Origin of the sequence: Lunatimonas sp., from assembly GCF_020832325.1 — a bacterium.
Classification (GTDB): Bacteria; Bacteroidota; Bacteroidia; order Cytophagales; family Cyclobacteriaceae; genus Lunatimonas.
In genome coordinates this window covers 187037-205423 of the sequence record NZ_JAFIEU010000013.1, presented here as the reverse complement: position 1 = coordinate 205423, position 18387 = coordinate 187037, and the positions used below count along the sequence as shown (strand labels likewise).

The following is an 18387-nucleotide window of genomic DNA, read 5'->3' as shown; positions in this document are numbered from 1 at the left end:
TTAACGTTCACTTCGATTATGAACACATGAAGCGACTGTTCAACGAGCTTTTGAGGATCTGGGTGCGGATCAGCCTTCACGTCTATTTTGGAGAAATCCAGGTGAAAGGACGACAGCATATACCCCGGGACCAACCACTGATCATTGTAGCAAACCATCAAAACGCCTTGTTGGATGCGCTACTGATTGCCACAGAACTGGGACTAAAACCTCATTTTCTCGCCAGAGCAAGCATCTTTAAAAACCCTTGGATTGCCTCCCTTCTTAGTCTGCTACAGTTAATTCCTGTATTCCGCATCCGTGATGGCTTCCAAAACCTTTCCCGCAACGACGAAACCTTCCAACGTTGCCAACATATACTGGCCCGTAGAGAAAGCATTCTCCTATTTCCTGAGGGCAACCATAGCTTACAGAGACACCTCCGCCCACTCAGCAAAGGTTTTACCCGAATCGCATTCGGTACACTCCAAAACCATCCAGACCTACCACTTTATTTATTGCCGGTGGGCATCAATTACGGAGCCCATCAGTACGCTGGATCCAAGGTGAGTCTCCAAGTGGGCAAAGCCATCCCAGTGGCAGAGGCAGATTTTGATGCCCAAGCCCTAAAGGAACAAGTGGCTACCTCATTGAAAGCGTTGACCGTACAGATTCCGGCGACCGCATACGAAATCTCCTTGCAAAAATATCTCAAAGGACAAGTGGATCTTAGTGATCCTGCTGCGTTTCAAGCCGGACTGACATTTCCCGCTCACAGAGTCATCCATGGCCGTCCGATTATTCACCTGCTTTATTTTCCGTTGCTCCTGATCTGGAAGTTCCTAAAACCCAGCATCACAGATCCGGTTTTTTATGGCACCGTGAAATTCCTAATTGGCTTCCTCGGAGCACCCCTCTATTTTATCCTAATTACGGTGATTTTCTGCGTAGTAGGCGTTCCACTTCTAGGATCAACTGTGGTCATCGGCTTGGCTTTCGTCCTGTATGTTTTCCGTCATTCTGTCAAGCAGGCTTGAGTGTGTACCTTTCTTCCAAAGGGACTTATAGAACGGATCCTTCTGCATAAAAATCCCTATAAAAACAGCAAGGGATCTGATTTATTGCAATAGCGGGTGACCTGCCATCTCATAGGATATCATCCAAATTAGCCTGTTTTAGATAAGCTATTGGCGTCAGAATTGGGGAAACACACCTTTACCTACCCGTTTCCCGTAGAATATAGTAACCAATACTTCAGCACCATGCAGCTCCGGTCAGTCAACTTGGCAATATCAGGTTTATCGTTTTTCATAGGTCTACTTTTGGCGGCTTCTGGAATACATGCCGTTCAAGAGGTGGATATAGTCCATAAAATAAGAACCTACCTCAATACCTACAGGGTAAACTACACCCCTGAAAAAATATACGTACACCAAGATAAAAACCTCTACGTGGCGGGCGAACTGATCTGGCTAAAAGCCTACGTTCTGGAGGCCTCATCCCTGCGTGCCACCCAAAAAAGCGCCGTCTTACACTTGGAACTACGAAATAAAGACCAGGAAACCATTTCGAAAGCTACCTTGCCTATAGAAGACGGTGGTGCCATCGGAGATCTCCTCCTGGATGATTCGCTGCCCTCAGGAAAGTACTACCTCACCGCCTACACCCAATGGATGAGGAATTTCGGTTTGGTGGATATGTTCCAACGGGAAATCTATATCCTGGGACAAGACAGCGCAAGTACTTCTCCAAGAATTGAAAGTGGTGTCCCCGACCTCCAATTCTTTCCAGAATCCGGAGACTTGATGGCGGATTTGGAGCAAGAGGTAGCCTTCAAAGCGGTCGGTGCGGATGGCCGGGGCATGCCAATAAGTGGCGTGGTCTATGATCAAAATGGCACACAGGTCGCTGAATTCCGAGACCTGCATGGTGGAATGGGCGGATTCATATTCCGCCCCAAAGCGGGACAGCGCTACTTTGCCAAAATCAACCAACCTGAAGAGATCGCCCACGAATACACGCTTCCACTACCCAAAGATTCCGGGATCTTGATGCGGGTAGACGAAAGCTTCAGCGAAGAAAGTATTCGGGTCACCCTTCAATCCAGCCAAACTCCCAGCCAAAACCTGCATCTACTGGCGATTGCCAGGGACAATCTCGTTCAATCCGAAGCTGTATTCTTGGAAACCGGAAAGTCAGCGGAAATCACGCTGTTGAAATCAGAATTTCCAACTGGCGTAGCAAAACTTACCCTTATAGACCGGGAGGGCGTCCCACTGGCAGAACGTCTGTTATTTGTCGACGATGCTGAAAACCCAGCATTTTCCCTTACTTCTGAAAAAACCACCTACGATTTCAGAGAAGAAGTAAAGCTGAGGATACTTCCCGAAAACCCCGTCTCAGAGAGCAGTTATGACCTGTCACTATCGGTGGTCGCGCAGGATCAAGCGGCTTATCATCCTCACGAGGAAAATATCAAAACCCATCTTTTGCTATCCTCCGACCTCAAGGGACCGGTAGAAAGCCCCAATTACTACTTCGAAACTCAAAGTGCCGAACGATCTCGAGCGCTTCGTTACCTGATGATGACACAGGGATGGAGGAGATTTGAGTGGGAAACCATCCGTACCCAGAAGTTGCCGGAAATCCGCCATAGTAATGAGTTGGATTTGCAGTTGTGGGGCCGGCTGACCAATGAAAAAGGAGATGGAATCGAGCGAGGCGAGGCGTTGCTGTTTTTGAAGGACAGATACCAAGCTTTCATCACCGCCGAAACCAACCCACAGGGATACTTTGCCTTTCAGGGGTTTTATTTTCGGGATAGCATCGACATCGTCATCCAAGGATCTGATCGGCGGGGGCACCGCAGTGGCGTGCAGGTAGAAATTATTGATCACTTGGTAGGTGATATCCGCCCCACCCATGCAGTTCGAATGGATATTGAAATGGATCCAAGCATTCCCAAAAACTACCTATCTGAGATGCAATACCAATTTCGAGCCAGTGAGTCGGCTCTTTCCGGTATGGGCCTGCGGGAAATTTTGCTGGATGAAGTGGTGGTAGAGGGACGGGCCGAGATCACAGAACCCTTTCGTCTGCACCGGCGTGCTGACGCAGTACTCACCCGGGAACAGCTGCCGGTAGCTCCTTCCGGGAATATTTTGGAGAGTCTGCAAGGACGGGTGGCTGGGCTGCAGATTGTTCCGGCGGGTGCCAATCAGTTTCGCGCCGTGATACGCGGACAGGGTTCCCCACTGTTTTTACTTGACGGCGTGATGGTCTCAGAGTCGGTAGTTCAGAGTATTAGCCAATTCGATATCAGCAAGGTTGAAATCTTGAAAGGGCCAGGCACTGCTGGAATTTACGGTGGACAAGCTGGGGGTGGTGTGATTGCCCTGTATACAAGAAGAGGTGGAGAAGATACCGAAATCGACCCTGAGAGTGGAAAACATATCATGACCCATCGAATGGGTGGATTCACCAAAACCCGGCAGTTTTACGTACCCAAATACGAGGGAGCTACAGACGGGTATTATCAATTCCCAGACCTTCGAACCACCATTCATTGGAACCCTCAAATTCTGATGAACTCCGATGCGTCTCGTCAGCTTTCTTTTTTCACTGCAGATACACCGGGCATTTACCGGGTCATTGTGCAGGGAATTTCCGAAAACGGCTCTCCCTTCTATGCAACCCACACCTTTGAGGTAGGGGAATAACGTTCTTATAGAGGCCCGGAACTTCAGATCAGGGCGCTAATTTCAGCATTTCCGCAAATACGGTATTTAATTGACAAACATTTCGTCCACCAACAAGAGGGCCGCTCTACCCTTTCGGGGACTCCAGTCCGGAATACTGCCAACCGGCTTGGCGACTACTTTGAAAAAACGTCCCGTGAATGTAGGAACGGTAATGGACACATCGTCTATATAGGGTTTCCCCAGCGTTGAGGGTTGCTTTGGCTGTATCCTACCCAGCAATTGCAGCTTTCCGGGGTCATCCCCCCCCCAAAGTTCCAACGAAGCGGGTGGAAATATCACAGTCTCTGGCTCTACCAGCACGCGCATAGCAACCTGACTTACTGGAACCGCTTGCTGGTATTCGAGCAGCACCTCCATATCATTGTTTAGGAACCCCGCCCAATTATTTGCCCAAGCGGGACTATTGGCATTGAAGGTACCCATCTCACCGTCAAAGAATGTCAATGCCCCATTGGCAGGATGAACGCGATTGAGGCGTGACAATAAGTGAACCGTATCGGGGTTGAAGCGGCTTTGATACACCTGCAAGGTCGCTAGTTCACTACCAAACCATCCTTCCTTATATGCTTTGGCTTTTACTACTTTAGCTTCCTTCAATAGGACCTTCCCCTCTTGGTAGACTGGCGATGATACGCTGTCCGGTTCCGTTCCGTCCAGAGTGTATCGAATAATCACATCACGAATCGGATGCCCCAGACGCAAAAACATTGAATCGGCAAATATCGGTGATGTGGCCAATACCGGTAAGTTCAGCTGCAGGATATCCATGTCTTTGCTTTCTTTGCCGCTGAGTATCCTAACTCCCGGAAAGTCGCGCTCCAGCTGATCCAGCTCGCTATCCGCAAGACCCGTATCCCAAAGGTACAGGGTCTTTAAACCGTTCTGATTTTGCAATAGCATACGCACACCCACTTCATCCACCCGAGTGCCTGACAACGAAAGGTGCTGAAGTTTTGGCATCTCTGCCAACCGCCCCAAACCGGCGCCTGTGATGTCTGTAAAGTTGAGGTTTAGCCTATCTAAATTTTCAAATTGAGCAATGGTACCCAAGTCAGAATCACTTACGGACATTTCGCTAAGGTTGAGAGATACCAGTTGGGTCTTGACTTCAATAAGCTCTTGCAGCACTTCGTTTGAATATTCTGCTCGGGAATAAACCCTTGCATCCAATGCTGGGGACTCTTTGGCCACTGGCATCACAGAGCGAAACGCATGGTTGAGCTTTTCAACGATTGCTTTTGATGCGGGCGAGAAATTATACCTATCTGTATCCGGACGCTCGGTAAATCGTAGACTTGCAAGCTGAAACAGCTCATTTTTTGGATCCAAAGCGGCCACCTGGGTGTCAAAAGCGGCATCCTGCTCGATCCATAACTCCAACAGGCGGATTTCCTCATCGGAAAGTTGCGTCTTGCCGGATGGCGGCATATGCTCCTCGTCGTCAAGAGGGAGATGTATTCGTTCTAAAAGCAGACTTCCCGCTGCATTTCCGGCCGTTAACAAGGGACCTGATTTACCACCTTTCAAAAGCCCCTCTTTCGAACTCATCACCAATTCTCCTTTGGACTTCCGCGCATTGTGGCAAGAGTTACACTTTCTCTCCAAAATCGGCATGACCATGTGGTCAAAAACTACCGCTTCCTCCAAGGAGACTTTTTCCTGTCTTGCTTCGGCTATCGGTGCAAAGAGAAAATTCTCCCCATGGGTCAATGTAGCTCCCCAATGGGACGCAACAACCAACAACAGTGCAGAAAATGTCACGCTGGCCTTGGCTACCTTAGGAGTAAACCAAGCCTGACGACGAACGCCATACAAAACGGAAAGCAAAATGGCCAACAAGGACCCGCTCCACTTATGCTGTACGACCAAGTCGCCCGTGTAGCCCTCCTCCAAAGACAAAAACAACCCCATCAGTGCTGAAAACAACGCGCTGATGGCCGCTAAAAGGAACAGTACTCTGGAGAATTCCACCAAACCGGGGTTTTGCTTGTAAGTTTCCCGGGAAACGAAAAGCTCCATTGCCAATAGCAAGCACACCAATACAATCGGAAAATGAAGCATCAATGGATGCATTCTTCCCAAGGGGCTAAGCCACAGGGGAACCTCTAAGTAAGACTCAAAGAGCAAGAAGAAAATGAGGAGCACTGTCCCGGCAAAGAGAATGCCCTCTGCTAGGATCAGGAGCTTGTTGGAAAGAGATCGGTTATGGGTCACTTTTGGACTTTGTTAATTATGCAATCAAATCTTTTACAACGTGTCCATGCACGTCTGTCAACCGGAATCTTCTACCCAGGTGTTTGAAAATCAATTTTTCATGATCCAATCCCAGCAAGTGCAGCACGGTGGCCTGAAAATCATGGATGTGTACCGGATCTTTCGCTACGTTGTATCCTAGTTCGTCGGTCTCTCCATAGACCAAGCCCGGCTTCACACCGCCACCCGCCATCCAAATGGTAAAGCACCTTGGATGGTGGTCGCGTCCATAATTGTCTTTGGTCAGCTTACCTTGACTGTAATTGGTCCGGCCAAACTCACCGCCCCAGATCACCAGAGTCTCATCCAAAAGACCTCGCTGCTTTAGATCCGTTACCAAGGCTGCGGAAGCTTGATCCGTATCTTTGGCCTGATGCCGGATTTCATAGGGCAGGTTATCGTGCTGATCCCAACCTTGATGGTAAAGCTGTACAAAACGCACCCCACTTTCAGACAATTTTCTTGCCATCAGGCAATTGGCCGCATAGGTTCCGGGAACCAGACAATCCGGTCCATATAGTTTGATGACGCTATCGGGCTCTTTGGAAAGATCCATGATTTCGGGCACAGCCGTCTGCATGCGATAGGCCATTTCATATTGTTTTACCTTAGCGGTGATTTCCGGGTCTCCAAATTTGTCGTAGGCCAAGTGATTCATTTCCGCCAAATTATCCAGCATGGCCCTGCGCTCTTCCCTACTCATTCCTTTGGGATCCTTGAGATAGAGTACCGGGTCCTCACCACTGCTAAACTGCACCCCCTGATGTACCGAGTCGAGAAACCCATTTGTCCAAAGCTTCGAATAGACCCCCTGCCCGTTTCCTATACCTCTGGAAAGCAAAACGGTAAATGCCGGTAGGTTTTTGTTTTCGCTTCCCAGGCCATAGCTAAGCCAAGCACCCATACTCGGACGGTTCCCCTGCTGGGCACCGGTCTGGAAAAATGTCAGCGCTGGATCGTGGTTGATAGCCTCGGTGTGCATGGAACGCACAAAGCATAGATCATCTACTATCTTGGACGTGTAGGGAAACAAGTCGCTTACCCAGGCACCGGACTCCCCGTATTGCTTGAAATCGGCAAAAGAACCTACCAAGGGAAAGGAAGATTGGTTAGCAGTCATCCCGGTGAGGCGTTGCCCTCCGCGCACAGAGTCAGGTAACTCCTGGCCAAACCAATCGGTAAGCTTGGGTTTGTAATCAAAAGACTCTAACTGGGAAGGGGCCCCATTTTGAAATAGGTAGATCACCCGCTTTGCCTTGGGGGCAAAATCGGGAATCCCCGGCGTCAAACCGGCAGTATCTCCCCCTACCCCTCTGAACAAGTCTGGCATCAGGAGAGATCCTAGAGCTACGCTTCCCACTCCCATGCCCATACGGGACAAAAATCTCCTACGATTGATATTCAGCCGGTGTTCCAACAACGGATTTTCCATATTACGTTTTTGAAATCGTTTCTTCTAAATTATAAATAGACACAATAACCTGCATGAGTGAGGCCCATTCCACTTCATCCAAGCCCTCTGCCATGGGGTATTCTCCCACAGACAGGAGATCTCTGGCCTCCTCGATACTAAGTGCATCCATCCTTCCCGTGAAATACTGCATCAGAAGTTTGGTTTCCTTCTCCGTGGGCTTTCTGCACACAATTTGACGGAAGGCATGCTGTATGGTACTTTCCATATCTCTACTATCCGAGGACTGCAATAGACGCCCAGCCAACACCCTGGAGGCTTCCAAAACCGTGGGGTCATTCAGCATCACCAATGCTTGCAAAGGCGTGTTGGTAGTGGTTCGCTCTACCTCGCACTGATCCCGGTTACTTGCATCAAACATGGTCATGGCCGGAGGAGGGACAGTACGTTTGATGAAATTATACAGTCCTCTACGGTATAACTGCGGACCACGATCCTGCTTATATACCGAAAGGATTCCTCTGCCAGAAGTCGCTCCCTCCCACAGCCCGGGAGGCTGATAAGGCTTCGCACTGGGGCCACCAATTTCTTTGTTGATAAGGCCGGAACTGGCAAGAACAATATCCCGCACAAACTCCGCCTTTACCCTAAACCGGGGCGCACGGGCGAGGTAAATGTTTTCTGGGTCCTTATCCAATTTGTCGGCTGAAAGTACTGCCGATTGCTTATAAGTCGCAGAGGTGACCATCTGACGGACCAGCCTTTTAATATCCCAGCCGTGCTCCATAAAATCCACGGCAAGCCAATCCAAAAGCTCCGGATGGCTGGGAAGCGCACCCTGCATCCCAAAATCTCCCGGGGTGCTGACGATCCCCCGACCAAAAAACTCTTGCCATATTTGGTTCACAAATACCCTGGCTGTCAACGGGTTTTTTGGATCAAACATCCACTGGGCTAATCCCAAGCGATTTGGCTCAAAACCGGCATCAAAGGTCAGGATCGCCTCGGGAGTATTGGGCTTCACAGCCACGGTAGGCTGATCGTATAGCCCTCGGTCCAAAATGTAGGAAGGCCGAATAGAGTCCAATTCACCCATCACGGAGACAATGAGCCCCAGCGTATCCTTTTTATTTACAAAGGTTAGGATTGAGGCTACCTCTTCGTTGGTGATTTCCATAAATGGCACCTTTGCATACGTCTCAGGACCTCCCACCACCGATTCAATACCCCTTTCACGGATATTGTTGAAAAAAGCGTACAGCTGGTAATACTCCTTCTGGGAGATGGGGTCGTATTTATGGTCGTGGCAGCCAGCACATTCCATCGTGATGCCCATCAGGGCTTTGCCAAAGGTGTTCGTACGGTCTGTCACGTACATGACGCGGTATTCTTCGTCCACAATTCCTCCCTCCTCGGTAATCTTATGGTTTCGGTTGAATCCGGTCGCCAATATTTGCTCTTTGGTCGGCTCGGGAAGTAGGTCCCCTGCAAGCTGCCAGGTAATGAACCGGTCATAGGGCATATTGGTATTGAATGCATGGATTACCCAGTCCCTCCAAGGCCACATACTGCGGTAACTGTCATCCTGAAAACCATGGGAATCTGCAAACCGGGCGATATCCATCCAATAGACGGCCATTTTTTCTCCATACGCGGCTCCGGCCATTAATTGGTCCACCCAATGCTCGTAGGCATCCGGTCGCTGATCTTGCAGGAATTCGTCCATCATCTCCAGAGTAGGTGGTAACCCGGTCAAATCTAGACTTAAACGCTTCAAAAGACTTTCTTTGTCCGCCTGTTCGTTGGGTTTGAGACCCACTTCCTGCATCTTCGTGCGGGTAAACCGGTCGATCTCATTTAGCACCCAGTCCTTGTCTTTGGGCTGCGGTAAATCTGGCTTCTGCGGTGGCACAAATGCCCAGTGGGGCTCGTATTTTGCGCCCTGCTTAATCCACTTTTCAATGACCTTGATTTCGGTATCGGTGAGCTTCAGGTTAGAACCCGGAGGGGGCATGCGTTGCTCCGGATCATCAGATATCATGCGAAGATAGGCCACCGACTGCATAGGGCGTCCAGGAACGAGGCCGTGAGCACCGGGAGTTTCCTGCAGTGCTTTGAACGCTTCCTCTGCAATATCCAAGCGCAAACCAGCCTCCCGCTTATTGGCATCGGGGCCATGACAAGCAAAACAATTGTCAGACAAAATGGGGCGAACATGAAAATTGTAGCTGACTTGATCGGGAACGGATTCCACTATTTGCCCATCTTCCTGACTCCTTTGGCAGCTTTGAATCGTCGTAACCGATAGGAACAAGATAACTCCGGCTCGAAGCCGGTTCCATAGGGTATTCATAGATTTTTGACTTATCTGTACCGCGGTTTTCGCTTAGAATTGACCGCATAATACTTACTCTCTTTGCCGAAATTTAAGAAAATATTCGAACGATTGCCATTATCAACGGTATTTAATAGAAATCGGTTTATATAATTTTTTAAACGGAAATTATTCCTGACAAATAAGCTTATTGAAAGAAAAAATTAAAAAATTAAAAGGAGAATACCTCTCTAAATACCCTTTGTTCATCTGTTTAATATGTTGTTCTTTAGTGGTCAGATGCCTGCCTGACGGCTATGGTCCAGCAGGCAGGCTCGATTTCATCTTGTTCCAAATGACTATCACCCACCAAGTGGACGCCAAGGATACACCCGTAAGCAACAATGCGGTGGACGTGTCTCCATAAATCCAGCTTCCTGTGGCAAAAAGACAACTATACACGGCCATGCAGGCCACTACCATTCCTACAATCCCCTTAGGGATATCTGAATGCAAGTCTGCCTCTGCCAGGGGTCTGCCCTGAGAAGCGGCGTACCGGATTACCCGTTGCCAACCTATCCGTCCGGGCCGAACCCTTCGGTAAAAGCGCTCCAAAGTATCCATGGAGGTAGGGCGGGTGAATAACGTAACCAGCACCCAGGTAAGGGTAGTAATGCCTACACCCAACAGCAACTGAATATGTGTTTTGATGGGTTGAATCTGCAAAATCGCTGCCTCTCTAGCCATTCCTGCACCTACCAATGCATCAATCTGTGCTGCCTCGTGGTTTTCCCATGCCATAAAACCCAAAGCCACCAGAAACGATATCACCATGGCGGTCAGTTCGCTGTAGGGATTGACTCTGTACCAAAACCAGCGAAGAATAAACAACAGGCCGGTGCCGGCCCCAATCTGTAGGAGCAGGTTGAAAGCCGAAAGTGCGTTTTGAAGAAATAGTGCCAGTACACTGGCAATCACCATGATGATGACGGTGGAAATACGCCCTACCAGCACCAGCTGCTTTTCTGAAGCCTGCGGTTTGATAAAACGCTGGTAAAAATCATTCACCAAATAGGATGAGCCCAGATTGAGGCAGGAAGACATCGTAGACATGTAGGCCGACAACAGGGAGGCAAAAACCAACCCCACAAGACCTGTAGGAAGCAGGGTCAACATGGCGGGATATGCCAGGTCATGGCCAATAATACCCGGATCCAAACTGGGAAATGCCTGTTGGATAGATTCCAGGTCAGGAAACACTACTAGACTGCAAAGCGCCACGACGATCCAGGGCCATGGCCGAATGGCATAATGGGCTACATTAAACAATAACGTAGCACCCATGGCGTGATTTTCATTCTTTGCGGCAAGCATCCGCTGCACCACATAGCCTCCACCGCCCGGTTCCGCACCCGAGTACCAAACACTCCACCACTGTACCGTCACAGGGATTATGAATACGATCACGGCGACCTCCCACTGATTGAAGTCTGGGAAAAAGGAAAGCTTATCGGCCACCTGGGGATGACTAAGCAAGTTGGCGAGGCCACCTACCTCCGGGTGTTGCACCGCATAAACAGCAGCTAGGATAGATCCGGCCATCGCAGCTAGAAACAATATGAAATCTGTCACAATCACTCCCAAAAATCCACCCATGGAGCTAAAAACCACCGTTACACCACCCGCTATTAGAATCACTTGAACCGGAGAGAGGCCCAACATCACCCCTCCCACCTTGATTGCGGCCAGGGTGACGGCAGCCATGATCGCTACATTAAAAACAACACCCAAGTAAATCGCCCGAAACCCCCGAAGAAAGGAGGCCATTCGGCCGCTGTAACGGATCTCGTAAAACTCTACATCGGTGACTACTTCCGACCTACGCCATAATTTGGAGTAAACAAACACCGTGAGCATCCCGGTCAAAAGAAATGCCCACCAAACCCAGTTTCCGGATACCCCATTTTGCCGAACGATATCCGATACCAATGTAGGCGTGTCTACCGAGAAGGTAGTAGCCACCATAGAAACCCCTAGTAAGTACCAGGGCATATTTCTACCGGAAAGAAAAAACGAAAGGGAATCCTTGCTCGCCTGCTTGGAGGCCCAAAACCCCACACCTAGGGAAATGGCAAAAAACAGGAAGATGATTCCCCAATCCAAGCTAGTAAGTTGCATAGGGTTGGCGATTAACCGCAAAATATACTACCACAATTGGCATTAACCAAATCATTGCATGCCGAAAAGGATTGAAAGTTTTGCAAAAATCTTGTACTTTGTATCCATACTAAACATTGCAGCTATGTCGTTCTTTTCACGCCTTTCCGCCGAAGACCGATTGAGCCAAGGATACATGAGATACCTGGCCATCTTCGCTATTTTGGTGATTCCCACATATACCTTTTTGTTTGGGACCAAAGAATCTCCGTTTTATTTTACCCTAAGTATGATCGGAAATCTGGTAGAATACCGCACCGGGTTTATCATCTGGGGCGTGGTTACTGGCTTGTTGCTGACGTTTTACATCTACCGGCTGTATGTACTGAAAGCATTTAATCACCCCAAAGCCAAAAAATTACTGTTCGGATCCCTGTTGTTTTTGGTGCTTACCGTGTTAATTCCGGCAGTCGAGGAGTTACCTTTTCTCCGCAAACTCCATGCGGTGATGGCTGTTCTTTTCGCATTGAGCCTGACTGCCTCGCTGTACCTCTTTATCCGCTACTTGGCTGCAATTGATCAGCAAATCACCCTACGGTCTACTTGGATGCTGTTTTCGATTGTCGGAATTTCTGTGGGATTGTTTTTTATACTGGGAAGCACCGGGATTTTCGAACTTTTTTTCTTTCTATCGTTATCGATCTTCTTGGTACTCCTGAAAGTTTGGCTTAGGCCCTATCAAAACAAACTCTAACCTTACTGTCTACCATCCTCCGCGAATACAAACTTTGCTTTTCCGGTAATATCGCTACTTAACATCGTGGGTGCCCAAAACTTCTCCACATGTTCCACTACCAGATCAGTACCTTCGAAGTGACTTACCTGCGGATACTGCTCCGGATTGTACATGGAATCTGTCATGTCCCGCATAAGCACTACGTTTTTATTCAGGTTGGCCAACTGCCGAATCGCGAAGGGGCGGCCCAGTATACACATGTTGGTATGCACCCCCATAATGACTATGTTGGTTATCTCTTTTTCTGCTAGCAGGTTAAAAACCTCCTGTCCTTGATCTGTGATGTAATCGTCTCTGTGAATTTCCAGCACATCGATTTGTTTGGTCCAGGCGGTGCGCTCCACACAGGGCTCTCCGTTTGCACAGGGCTTGTCACACCCCCCGTCGCTGTCATCGATTGGCAGGGGATTTTCCGCTTCCGGATCCAAATAACACCAATCATTGATCGGAAAACCCTCAGGAGCGGTGTGGTAGGGTAATTCCTTTGCTTTTCGTCGCTGGGGGTATGATTCGTAATAGGACATGGTACCACTGGGAGCATGGACGATCGTTACACCCTTACTCCTCGCCGCTGTGAGCACCTCATTCATACGGGGAGCCAGTTCTCCTACCCGTTGAGTAGCACTTTCACACCAGTGTTCGTTCCACATATCCACCACGATAATGGCTGTCTTAGCTGGATTCCACCGCTGTGTTTGATTGACCACCTGCCAGTTTCCATCCGCTCCTTTCTCTCTTGACCGTAACTGTACCTCCATGCCCTCCGGAGAGAAAGTCTCGATGACTGTTTCCTCCTCCCACTCCACACTTACCAACCTGTAAATAACAAAGCCCACAAACAGGATAAGCAGCAACCACAAAAATTTTGAAATATGAAACATAACCGATGCGTTTTGGTTGAAATATAGGAATTGACCTATCAAAAAGCAAATGCCTATCCCAACTTACCAATAGCCTTATCGAGTTAATACCCGTAAATTAGGGGCGGTATGGTCTATCCTACCGGATTATCAGTTTTGAAATAAAAACCAACACATCAAAGGCGAATGATTGCGCTTTTGAAACCAAAAGGATTACTGATTTGTAGATTATTTTGGACGGGCAAGAACAATGAATCGGTCGCTTTCTTTCAATTAGACTAAACATCTTTTATATTTGATTTCAATTTAACATACATCAACCATGAAAAAACTGAAAAACATCTTGTTGATGCTTGCTATGGCAGGTTTTATCTTGGGAACAGGGCTATCGGCTTGCGGTGGCAAAAAAACTGACGGATCCAGTGAAACTACCGAACACCCGGCAGACGGAGAGGAACATCCTGCAGAGGAAAGTGAGCACCCTTCCGAACATCCTACAGAAAAGAAAGAACACCCAAGCAATTAAATAAGTAAGGCCGCAGTATGGTTCTGTGGCCTTTTTTTATCTGATTTTTTTGACCAATCACGCGGCATCAGCCTTTATAATGGCTTCAACTGGCCGACTTTCGCATAAACGAGAACTTCGAACTCACCTTCACTTCTTTGCCTTCAATTTCGAGGTAGGGATAGGCAATAAAATTGATCGGTCCTGTAGTCGGTCCGGGGCTCACCTGAAGATCTCGTCCGCGGCTAAGTTCAATTCGATTGGCCGGATGTCTTCCAAAATAATAGGTAGCTAAGGCCGTATACTTGTTGGCTTCGGAAATGTCCACAGGCCACCACCTGCCATCGGCATAAAACTCTGCCCAACAATGGTACCCGTCAATTCCCCCTTCATTCCGATCCGATGGAATGGATGCACCGATAGAAAACTTGGCAGGAATCCCCACGGACCGGGCCAAGGAAATAAAGTAGCTGTGAAATTCCGTACAGTTGCCCGTTTTGGAGTCACAGGCGTAATTGGAGTCCCCTTGCCCGAAATTGCCAAATTTCATGTACCGCATGTTATCGATGATATAATCATACAATGCCCTGGCCTGAATCAACTGACTATCGTTGATTTTGCTGCCCAGCGCCTCTTTGGCGATGTCTTCAAAACGCCCACCCTTGGGCATCAGCAAATTGGAACTTAAATAGACTGCTGGATCGGGTGAAGTAGCTTCGTAGGGCCCCTTCTCTTTACGAATTACCGAATATACAATTTCCAATTCCTTCCCGCTGTCCTCCGGACCCAGCTCCATGAACATCAGCGTGTTGTCATACACCGACTCGTGGAGGTTTTGGGTTTTACCCGGAACCTGGATCGACTCGATGACTATTTCCTGAAAATCATCCGACTCTGCCAGAGGAACCCACATCTTGGCTGGGCCGTCCAATTTGGGAATTGAAGCCGTATAATAAAATTCAAAGGCATCCATTCCCTCTACAATCCCCAAAAGGTTAGTGCCTGCTTCCTCCATGGCCACTCGGTACCAGGTCTTGTCATCTTTGTTTTGTTTCCAGCTGTAAAACGGCTTTCCGTTTAGTTTGTGTACCGAAGTACTGGTCACGGTCATTTCTCCAGGCTTACCTTCCATGAAAAAATCCACATCGTACACATCACCGTGTTCATCTACCAGGTCCACGCAGGCAAAATGGGACTCCGGCCCGAGGTTGGAAAGGTACTCGGTATGCACCCGCACCAGTTTCATTCGAAGGTCGTGGTTCTCATCTTTTACTGGAAAAACCCCCTCGTGTTCTGCTGTTTTCGCGTCGATAAATTGTTTGATACCCTCTTCGATTTCGGAGATGGACACTTTCTTTGCGGACGCATGATTTTCAGCCGGCGCTGATGCTTGCTGCTTTTTTCCAGGACCTTGGCAGGAAATACAGGCGGCCAAAACTCCAAGAAGGGCATACGTAAGGTATTGCATAGGATTGTATTTATCAGTTAGTAGGCATTTTCCCTTCCCAATCTTGGTCGGTCACATCTTGCAAGAGGCATTTCCGCTTTGCGGTTGGCGCACACATCTCACTAGACTATTTCAACCTCTTGGTGAAAGGAAAGGCTAATTTAACAAAATTACACAAACAGCAAACCTCGCTTTCCATATCTCAGGTTGGCAGAAAAATCAGCGCCTTGGTGCTCCGTAGTCCCAGATAAGGCATTCCCACCGTCAAAAATGGTTTAATGAGGGGGATCGGGCACTTGCGAATAGCCACTGGAAGCGGTATATTAGGCGAAAAAATGCCGCGGGTTAGTAATATTAGTATCCTGTTCTTACCGGCCTTTCTGCCCTTAATGACATTTTTTCTCACGTCCGCAGCAATGAGCCAGCAGCTTAGCGGAGCTGTCCTTGCAAAAAGCTATTGCAGCAGTTGCCATTCCTACGCACCTCCAGAATTATTGCCCAAAATGGTATGGAAAAAACAGGTGCTCCCCCAGATGGCGGCCCTGATGGGGTTTCAGGAGGCCCAGGACAGCTTGGGCGTATGGGAGAAAAAAACCAAAGAAGAAGTAGCCGCTCTCAAAAATCTTGGGGTGTATCCGACCTCTAGGATACTGAGTGCCGGTGAATTTCAATCCATTATGGATTTTTACGAAGCGGAGGCTCCAGAAGAGCTACCCAGACAGCAACCAAAGCCGACACCCCAACCCCTTCGGGGATTCACACCAAAGATGTTATTTATTGATGGCATCAAAACCCCCAAAACGAGCCTGATAGCGATCAATGAGGAGAGGCAGGAGTTGGTAATCGGCGAGGCTTCCAACCCCCAATTGTACGTAAAGGACCTCAACGATGAGCTCTTTACACTGCCAGCACCTTCAAGTCCAGCGGTACAGTTCCTAAGATTGGGTCCAAATCATTATCAGTTCCTCACTGTGGGCTCCATCGCGCCTAGTGACCTCTCTGAAGGCGCTCTATACGAGATGGATTTGAATGCGGGGGCCTGGAATCAGGTACTTTCCCAACTAGCCAGGCCTGTTTACGGTACCTGGGAAGACCTAAACCTAGATGGTAAGCCCGATTTTATCGTTTGCAATTTTGGCCACCATGGGGGCAATGTCTTGGTCTTCCGAGATGGAGACTTTCAGTCTATCCCCCTACAGCTAGGTGGGGCAGGCGCACGAAAGGTGGTGGTACACGACCTGAACCAAGATGGCAAACCCGATCTGATAGCCCTCTTTTGCCAAGGTGACGAGCGTATATCGGTGTTTTACAACAAAGGAAACGGGCAATTTGACACCGAGCGAGTCCTGTTGCGCTTTCCGCCCATGATGGGCTCCAGTTATTTTGAGCTGCACGATTTCAACGGAGACGGACAAATGGACTTGTTGGTCAGCAATGGGGACAATTGGGATTATTCTTCGGTGCCTAAACCCTACCACGGTTTTCGCATATACGAAGGCCAGGGAAACGGAACGTTTCGGGAGGGTTGGTTTTATCCACAATACGGCGCAGCCAAGATTATGGCAGTTGATTTTGACCAGGATGGAGATTTGGATTTGGCCTCAATAGCCTTCTACGATGAACTGGAAAATCCGGAACACCAGTTTATACTATTCGAAAACATGGGAGGTATGGCGTTTCAGCCTAGGGTAATCCCAGAGGCTGCTGGCGGAAAATGGCTGACCATGGATGTAGGCGACCTTGACGGAGACGGCGACCCAGATATCGTGTTGGGTGCCTATGTCCACAATACACTCGAGTACAGCAAATTGGTTCTCCAAGGTCTTCGGGAGATCCCCAGCGTACTAATATTGGAAAATGGGAATTAATTGGAAACTACTAACCGGTGAGTATCATTCCCTGAATAAGGCGACGTATTAAACTGACATACACCTCGTAACGTTAAGGTAGAAATAGGGTTTTGGCGAAATAGTAATTGGATCGATGCGGTCGATTTCCATTTATGTAGTGTAATCCTTCTATGAAGGATCTAAGGGAATACACCATACACTTTTGCCCCTCGGACCGGGAGCTCTGCCAAAAATACGCCTCCACTTTGCGGAAATGCCGCCAATTGCTCCTCATCCATATTCTCCCTGGCAGTTGTGATCAGCAGATGCTTTCCCTCAGGCCCGCCAAAGGCACAGGAAGTGACATGTGGGGCATTCACCTCTATTTTGTCCAATAAGGTGCCATCCTCGGGATTCCATCGGTACACCCCCGAACCACCATAATGGCCTACCCAAAGCATCCCTTCCTCATCCAAACACATTCCATCGGGAGTTCCCAGTTCCTCGGGCACTACCACAGCATCTTTTCTAAAAACCAGGTTACCGGTAGTCACGTCAAAATCGAAGGCGCGGACCTTTCTAGTTGGGCTATCAATGTAATACAATGTCTTGGTGTCCAAAGACCAAGCCAAGCCATTGGAAATGGTGACCCCCTCCAGCTTTTTGCTAACCTGCCAACCCTTGTCCACACAAAACAGCGAACCTGCTCCCTCCCGAAAATCCAAGCCCATGGTGCCTACCCAAATTCGTCCAGCCGGATCGCAGGCCCCGTCATTGCAGCGGATACTCGGATCGGACTCCAACGCCAGTAGCCATTCCAGATTTTCCGTCTTCGGATCAAACCGCGCTAGCTTACCATCCAATGCCAAAATTAACGCGTCCCCTTGCTCCAACACGAGTGTTAACCGATGGGGAAACTGCCAAGTTTTCAATTCCTTAGCTTCCAGTTGATAGGAAAACAAGTTACCATGCTCGATGTCCACCCATAAAAAAGCCCCCCAGTCGGACTTCCAATAGGGTCCTTCGGCCAGCATGCATTGAGAATTGTATAGCAAAGATGCTTTCATAGCAACAT

12 protein-coding genes are annotated in these 18387 nt (G+C 48.7%); 5 read left to right on the top strand and 7 right to left on the bottom strand.

Features of this window, described 5'->3' with window-relative positions; all coding sequences use genetic code 11:
- The first annotated feature begins 26 nt into the window (after positions 1-26).
- Together JJU34_RS05040 and JJU34_RS05035 are read left to right on the top strand one after the other, a co-directional pair.
- Positions 27-1016, top strand: a complete 990-nt coding sequence (locus JJU34_RS05040; protein ID WP_228691232.1) for a 1-acyl-sn-glycerol-3-phosphate acyltransferase — start codon at positions 27-29, stop codon at positions 1014-1016.
- A 225-nt stretch (positions 1017-1241) separates the two neighbouring features.
- Positions 1242-3698 carry a TonB-dependent receptor plug domain-containing protein gene (locus JJU34_RS05035; RefSeq protein ID WP_228691231.1) on the top strand — a complete coding sequence of 819 codons (2457 nt, stop codon included), beginning with the start codon at positions 1242-1244 and terminating at the stop codon, positions 3696-3698.
- 66 nt (positions 3699-3764) lie between these two features.
- Here JJU34_RS05035 and JJU34_RS05030 read toward each other — a convergent pair whose 3' ends face one another.
- The 4 genes from JJU34_RS05030 to JJU34_RS05015 form a co-directional block, all read right to left on the bottom strand.
- Entirely contained in the window at positions 3765-5954 is a 2190-nt protein-coding gene (locus JJU34_RS05030) for a c-type cytochrome domain-containing protein (protein WP_228691230.1), read from the bottom strand.
- Positions 5955-5970: 16 nt separating this feature from the next.
- A complete protein-coding gene (locus tag JJU34_RS05025; protein ID WP_228691229.1) occupies positions 5971-7425 on the bottom strand; it encodes a DUF1501 domain-containing protein in 1455 nt (484 codons plus the stop codon).
- A 1-nt stretch (position 7426) separates the two neighbouring features.
- Positions 7427-9757, bottom strand: a complete 2331-nt coding sequence (locus JJU34_RS05020) for a PSD1 and planctomycete cytochrome C domain-containing protein (protein ID WP_228691228.1) — start codon at positions 9755-9757, stop codon at positions 7427-7429.
- 276 nt (positions 9758-10033) lie between these two features.
- Entirely contained in the window at positions 10034-11896 is a 1863-nt protein-coding gene (locus JJU34_RS05015; RefSeq protein WP_228691227.1) for a sodium:solute symporter family protein, read from the bottom strand.
- Between the two features lie 58 nt (positions 11897-11954).
- On the opposite strand from JJU34_RS05015, the gene JJU34_RS05010 reads away from it, so the two are divergent.
- The gene (locus tag JJU34_RS05010; RefSeq protein WP_228691226.1) at positions 11955-12629 is read left to right on the top strand and encodes a hypothetical protein; all 675 of its coding nucleotides are present in this window, start codon (positions 11955-11957) and stop codon (positions 12627-12629) included.
- A 2-nt stretch (positions 12630-12631) separates the two neighbouring features.
- On the opposite strand, the gene JJU34_RS05005 is transcribed toward JJU34_RS05010, so the two are convergent.
- The gene (locus JJU34_RS05005; protein WP_228691225.1) at positions 12632-13552 is read right to left on the bottom strand and encodes a cysteine hydrolase family protein; all 921 of its coding nucleotides are present in this window, start codon (positions 13550-13552) and stop codon (positions 12632-12634) included.
- Positions 13553-13853: 301 nt separating this feature from the next.
- Between JJU34_RS05005 and JJU34_RS05000 the strand changes: the two genes are divergently transcribed.
- Entirely contained in the window at positions 13854-14057 is a 204-nt protein-coding gene (locus JJU34_RS05000) for a hypothetical protein (protein WP_228691224.1), read from the top strand.
- Between the two features lie 85 nt (positions 14058-14142).
- On the opposite strand, the gene JJU34_RS04995 is transcribed toward JJU34_RS05000, so the two are convergent.
- Complete coding sequence (locus JJU34_RS04995) at positions 14143-15504, bottom strand: transglutaminase domain-containing protein (RefSeq protein WP_228691223.1); 1362 nt, start codon at positions 15502-15504, stop codon at positions 14143-14145.
- A gap of 482 nt (positions 15505-15986) precedes the next feature.
- Here JJU34_RS04995 and JJU34_RS04990 point away from each other — a divergent pair, with 482 nt between their 5' ends.
- Positions 15987-17351 carry a VCBS repeat-containing protein gene (locus tag JJU34_RS04990; protein ID WP_228691222.1) on the top strand — a complete coding sequence of 455 codons (1365 nt, stop codon included), beginning with the start codon at positions 15987-15989 and terminating at the stop codon, positions 17349-17351.
- A gap of 161 nt (positions 17352-17512) precedes the next feature.
- Here JJU34_RS04990 and JJU34_RS04985 read toward each other — a convergent pair whose 3' ends face one another.
- Positions 17513-18379: an SMP-30/gluconolactonase/LRE family protein gene (locus JJU34_RS04985; RefSeq protein WP_228691221.1), complete on the bottom strand. Its 867-nt coding sequence runs from the start codon at positions 18377-18379 to the stop codon at positions 17513-17515.
- Positions 18380-18387: the final 8 nt, after the last annotated feature.

Bases quoted from the DNA above. Each gene is read 5' to 3' on its own strand.
- JJU34_RS04990 (WP_228691222.1), top strand. From the start codon at position 15,987: ATGGTATGGAAAAAACAGGTGCTCCCCCAGATGGCGGCCCTGATGGGG.
- JJU34_RS05035 (WP_228691231.1), top strand. From the start codon at position 1,242: ATGCAGCTCCGGTCAGTCAACTTGGCAATATCAGGTTTATCGTTTTTC.
- JJU34_RS05005 (WP_228691225.1), bottom strand. From the start codon at position 13,552: ATGTTTCATATTTCAAAATTTTTGTGGTTGCTGCTTATCCTGTTTGTG.
- JJU34_RS05000 (WP_228691224.1), top strand. From the start codon at position 13,854: ATGAAAAAACTGAAAAACATCTTGTTGATGCTTGCTATGGCAGGTTTT.
- JJU34_RS05020 (WP_228691228.1), bottom strand. From the start codon at position 9,757: ATGAATACCCTATGGAACCGGCTTCGAGCCGGAGTTATCTTGTTCCTA.
- JJU34_RS04995 (WP_228691223.1), bottom strand. From the start codon at position 15,504: ATGCAATACCTTACGTATGCCCTTCTTGGAGTTTTGGCCGCCTGTATT.
- JJU34_RS05025 (WP_228691229.1), bottom strand. From the start codon at position 7,425: ATGGAAAATCCGTTGTTGGAACACCGGCTGAATATCAATCGTAGGAGA.
- JJU34_RS05015 (WP_228691227.1), bottom strand. From the start codon at position 11,896: ATGCAACTTACTAGCTTGGATTGGGGAATCATCTTCCTGTTTTTTGCC.
- JJU34_RS05040 (WP_228691232.1), top strand. From the start codon at position 27: ATGAAGCGACTGTTCAACGAGCTTTTGAGGATCTGGGTGCGGATCAGC.
- JJU34_RS04985 (WP_228691221.1), bottom strand. From the start codon at position 18,379: ATGAAAGCATCTTTGCTATACAATTCTCAATGCATGCTGGCCGAAGGA.
- JJU34_RS05010 (WP_228691226.1), top strand. From the start codon at position 11,955: ATGCCGAAAAGGATTGAAAGTTTTGCAAAAATCTTGTACTTTGTATCC.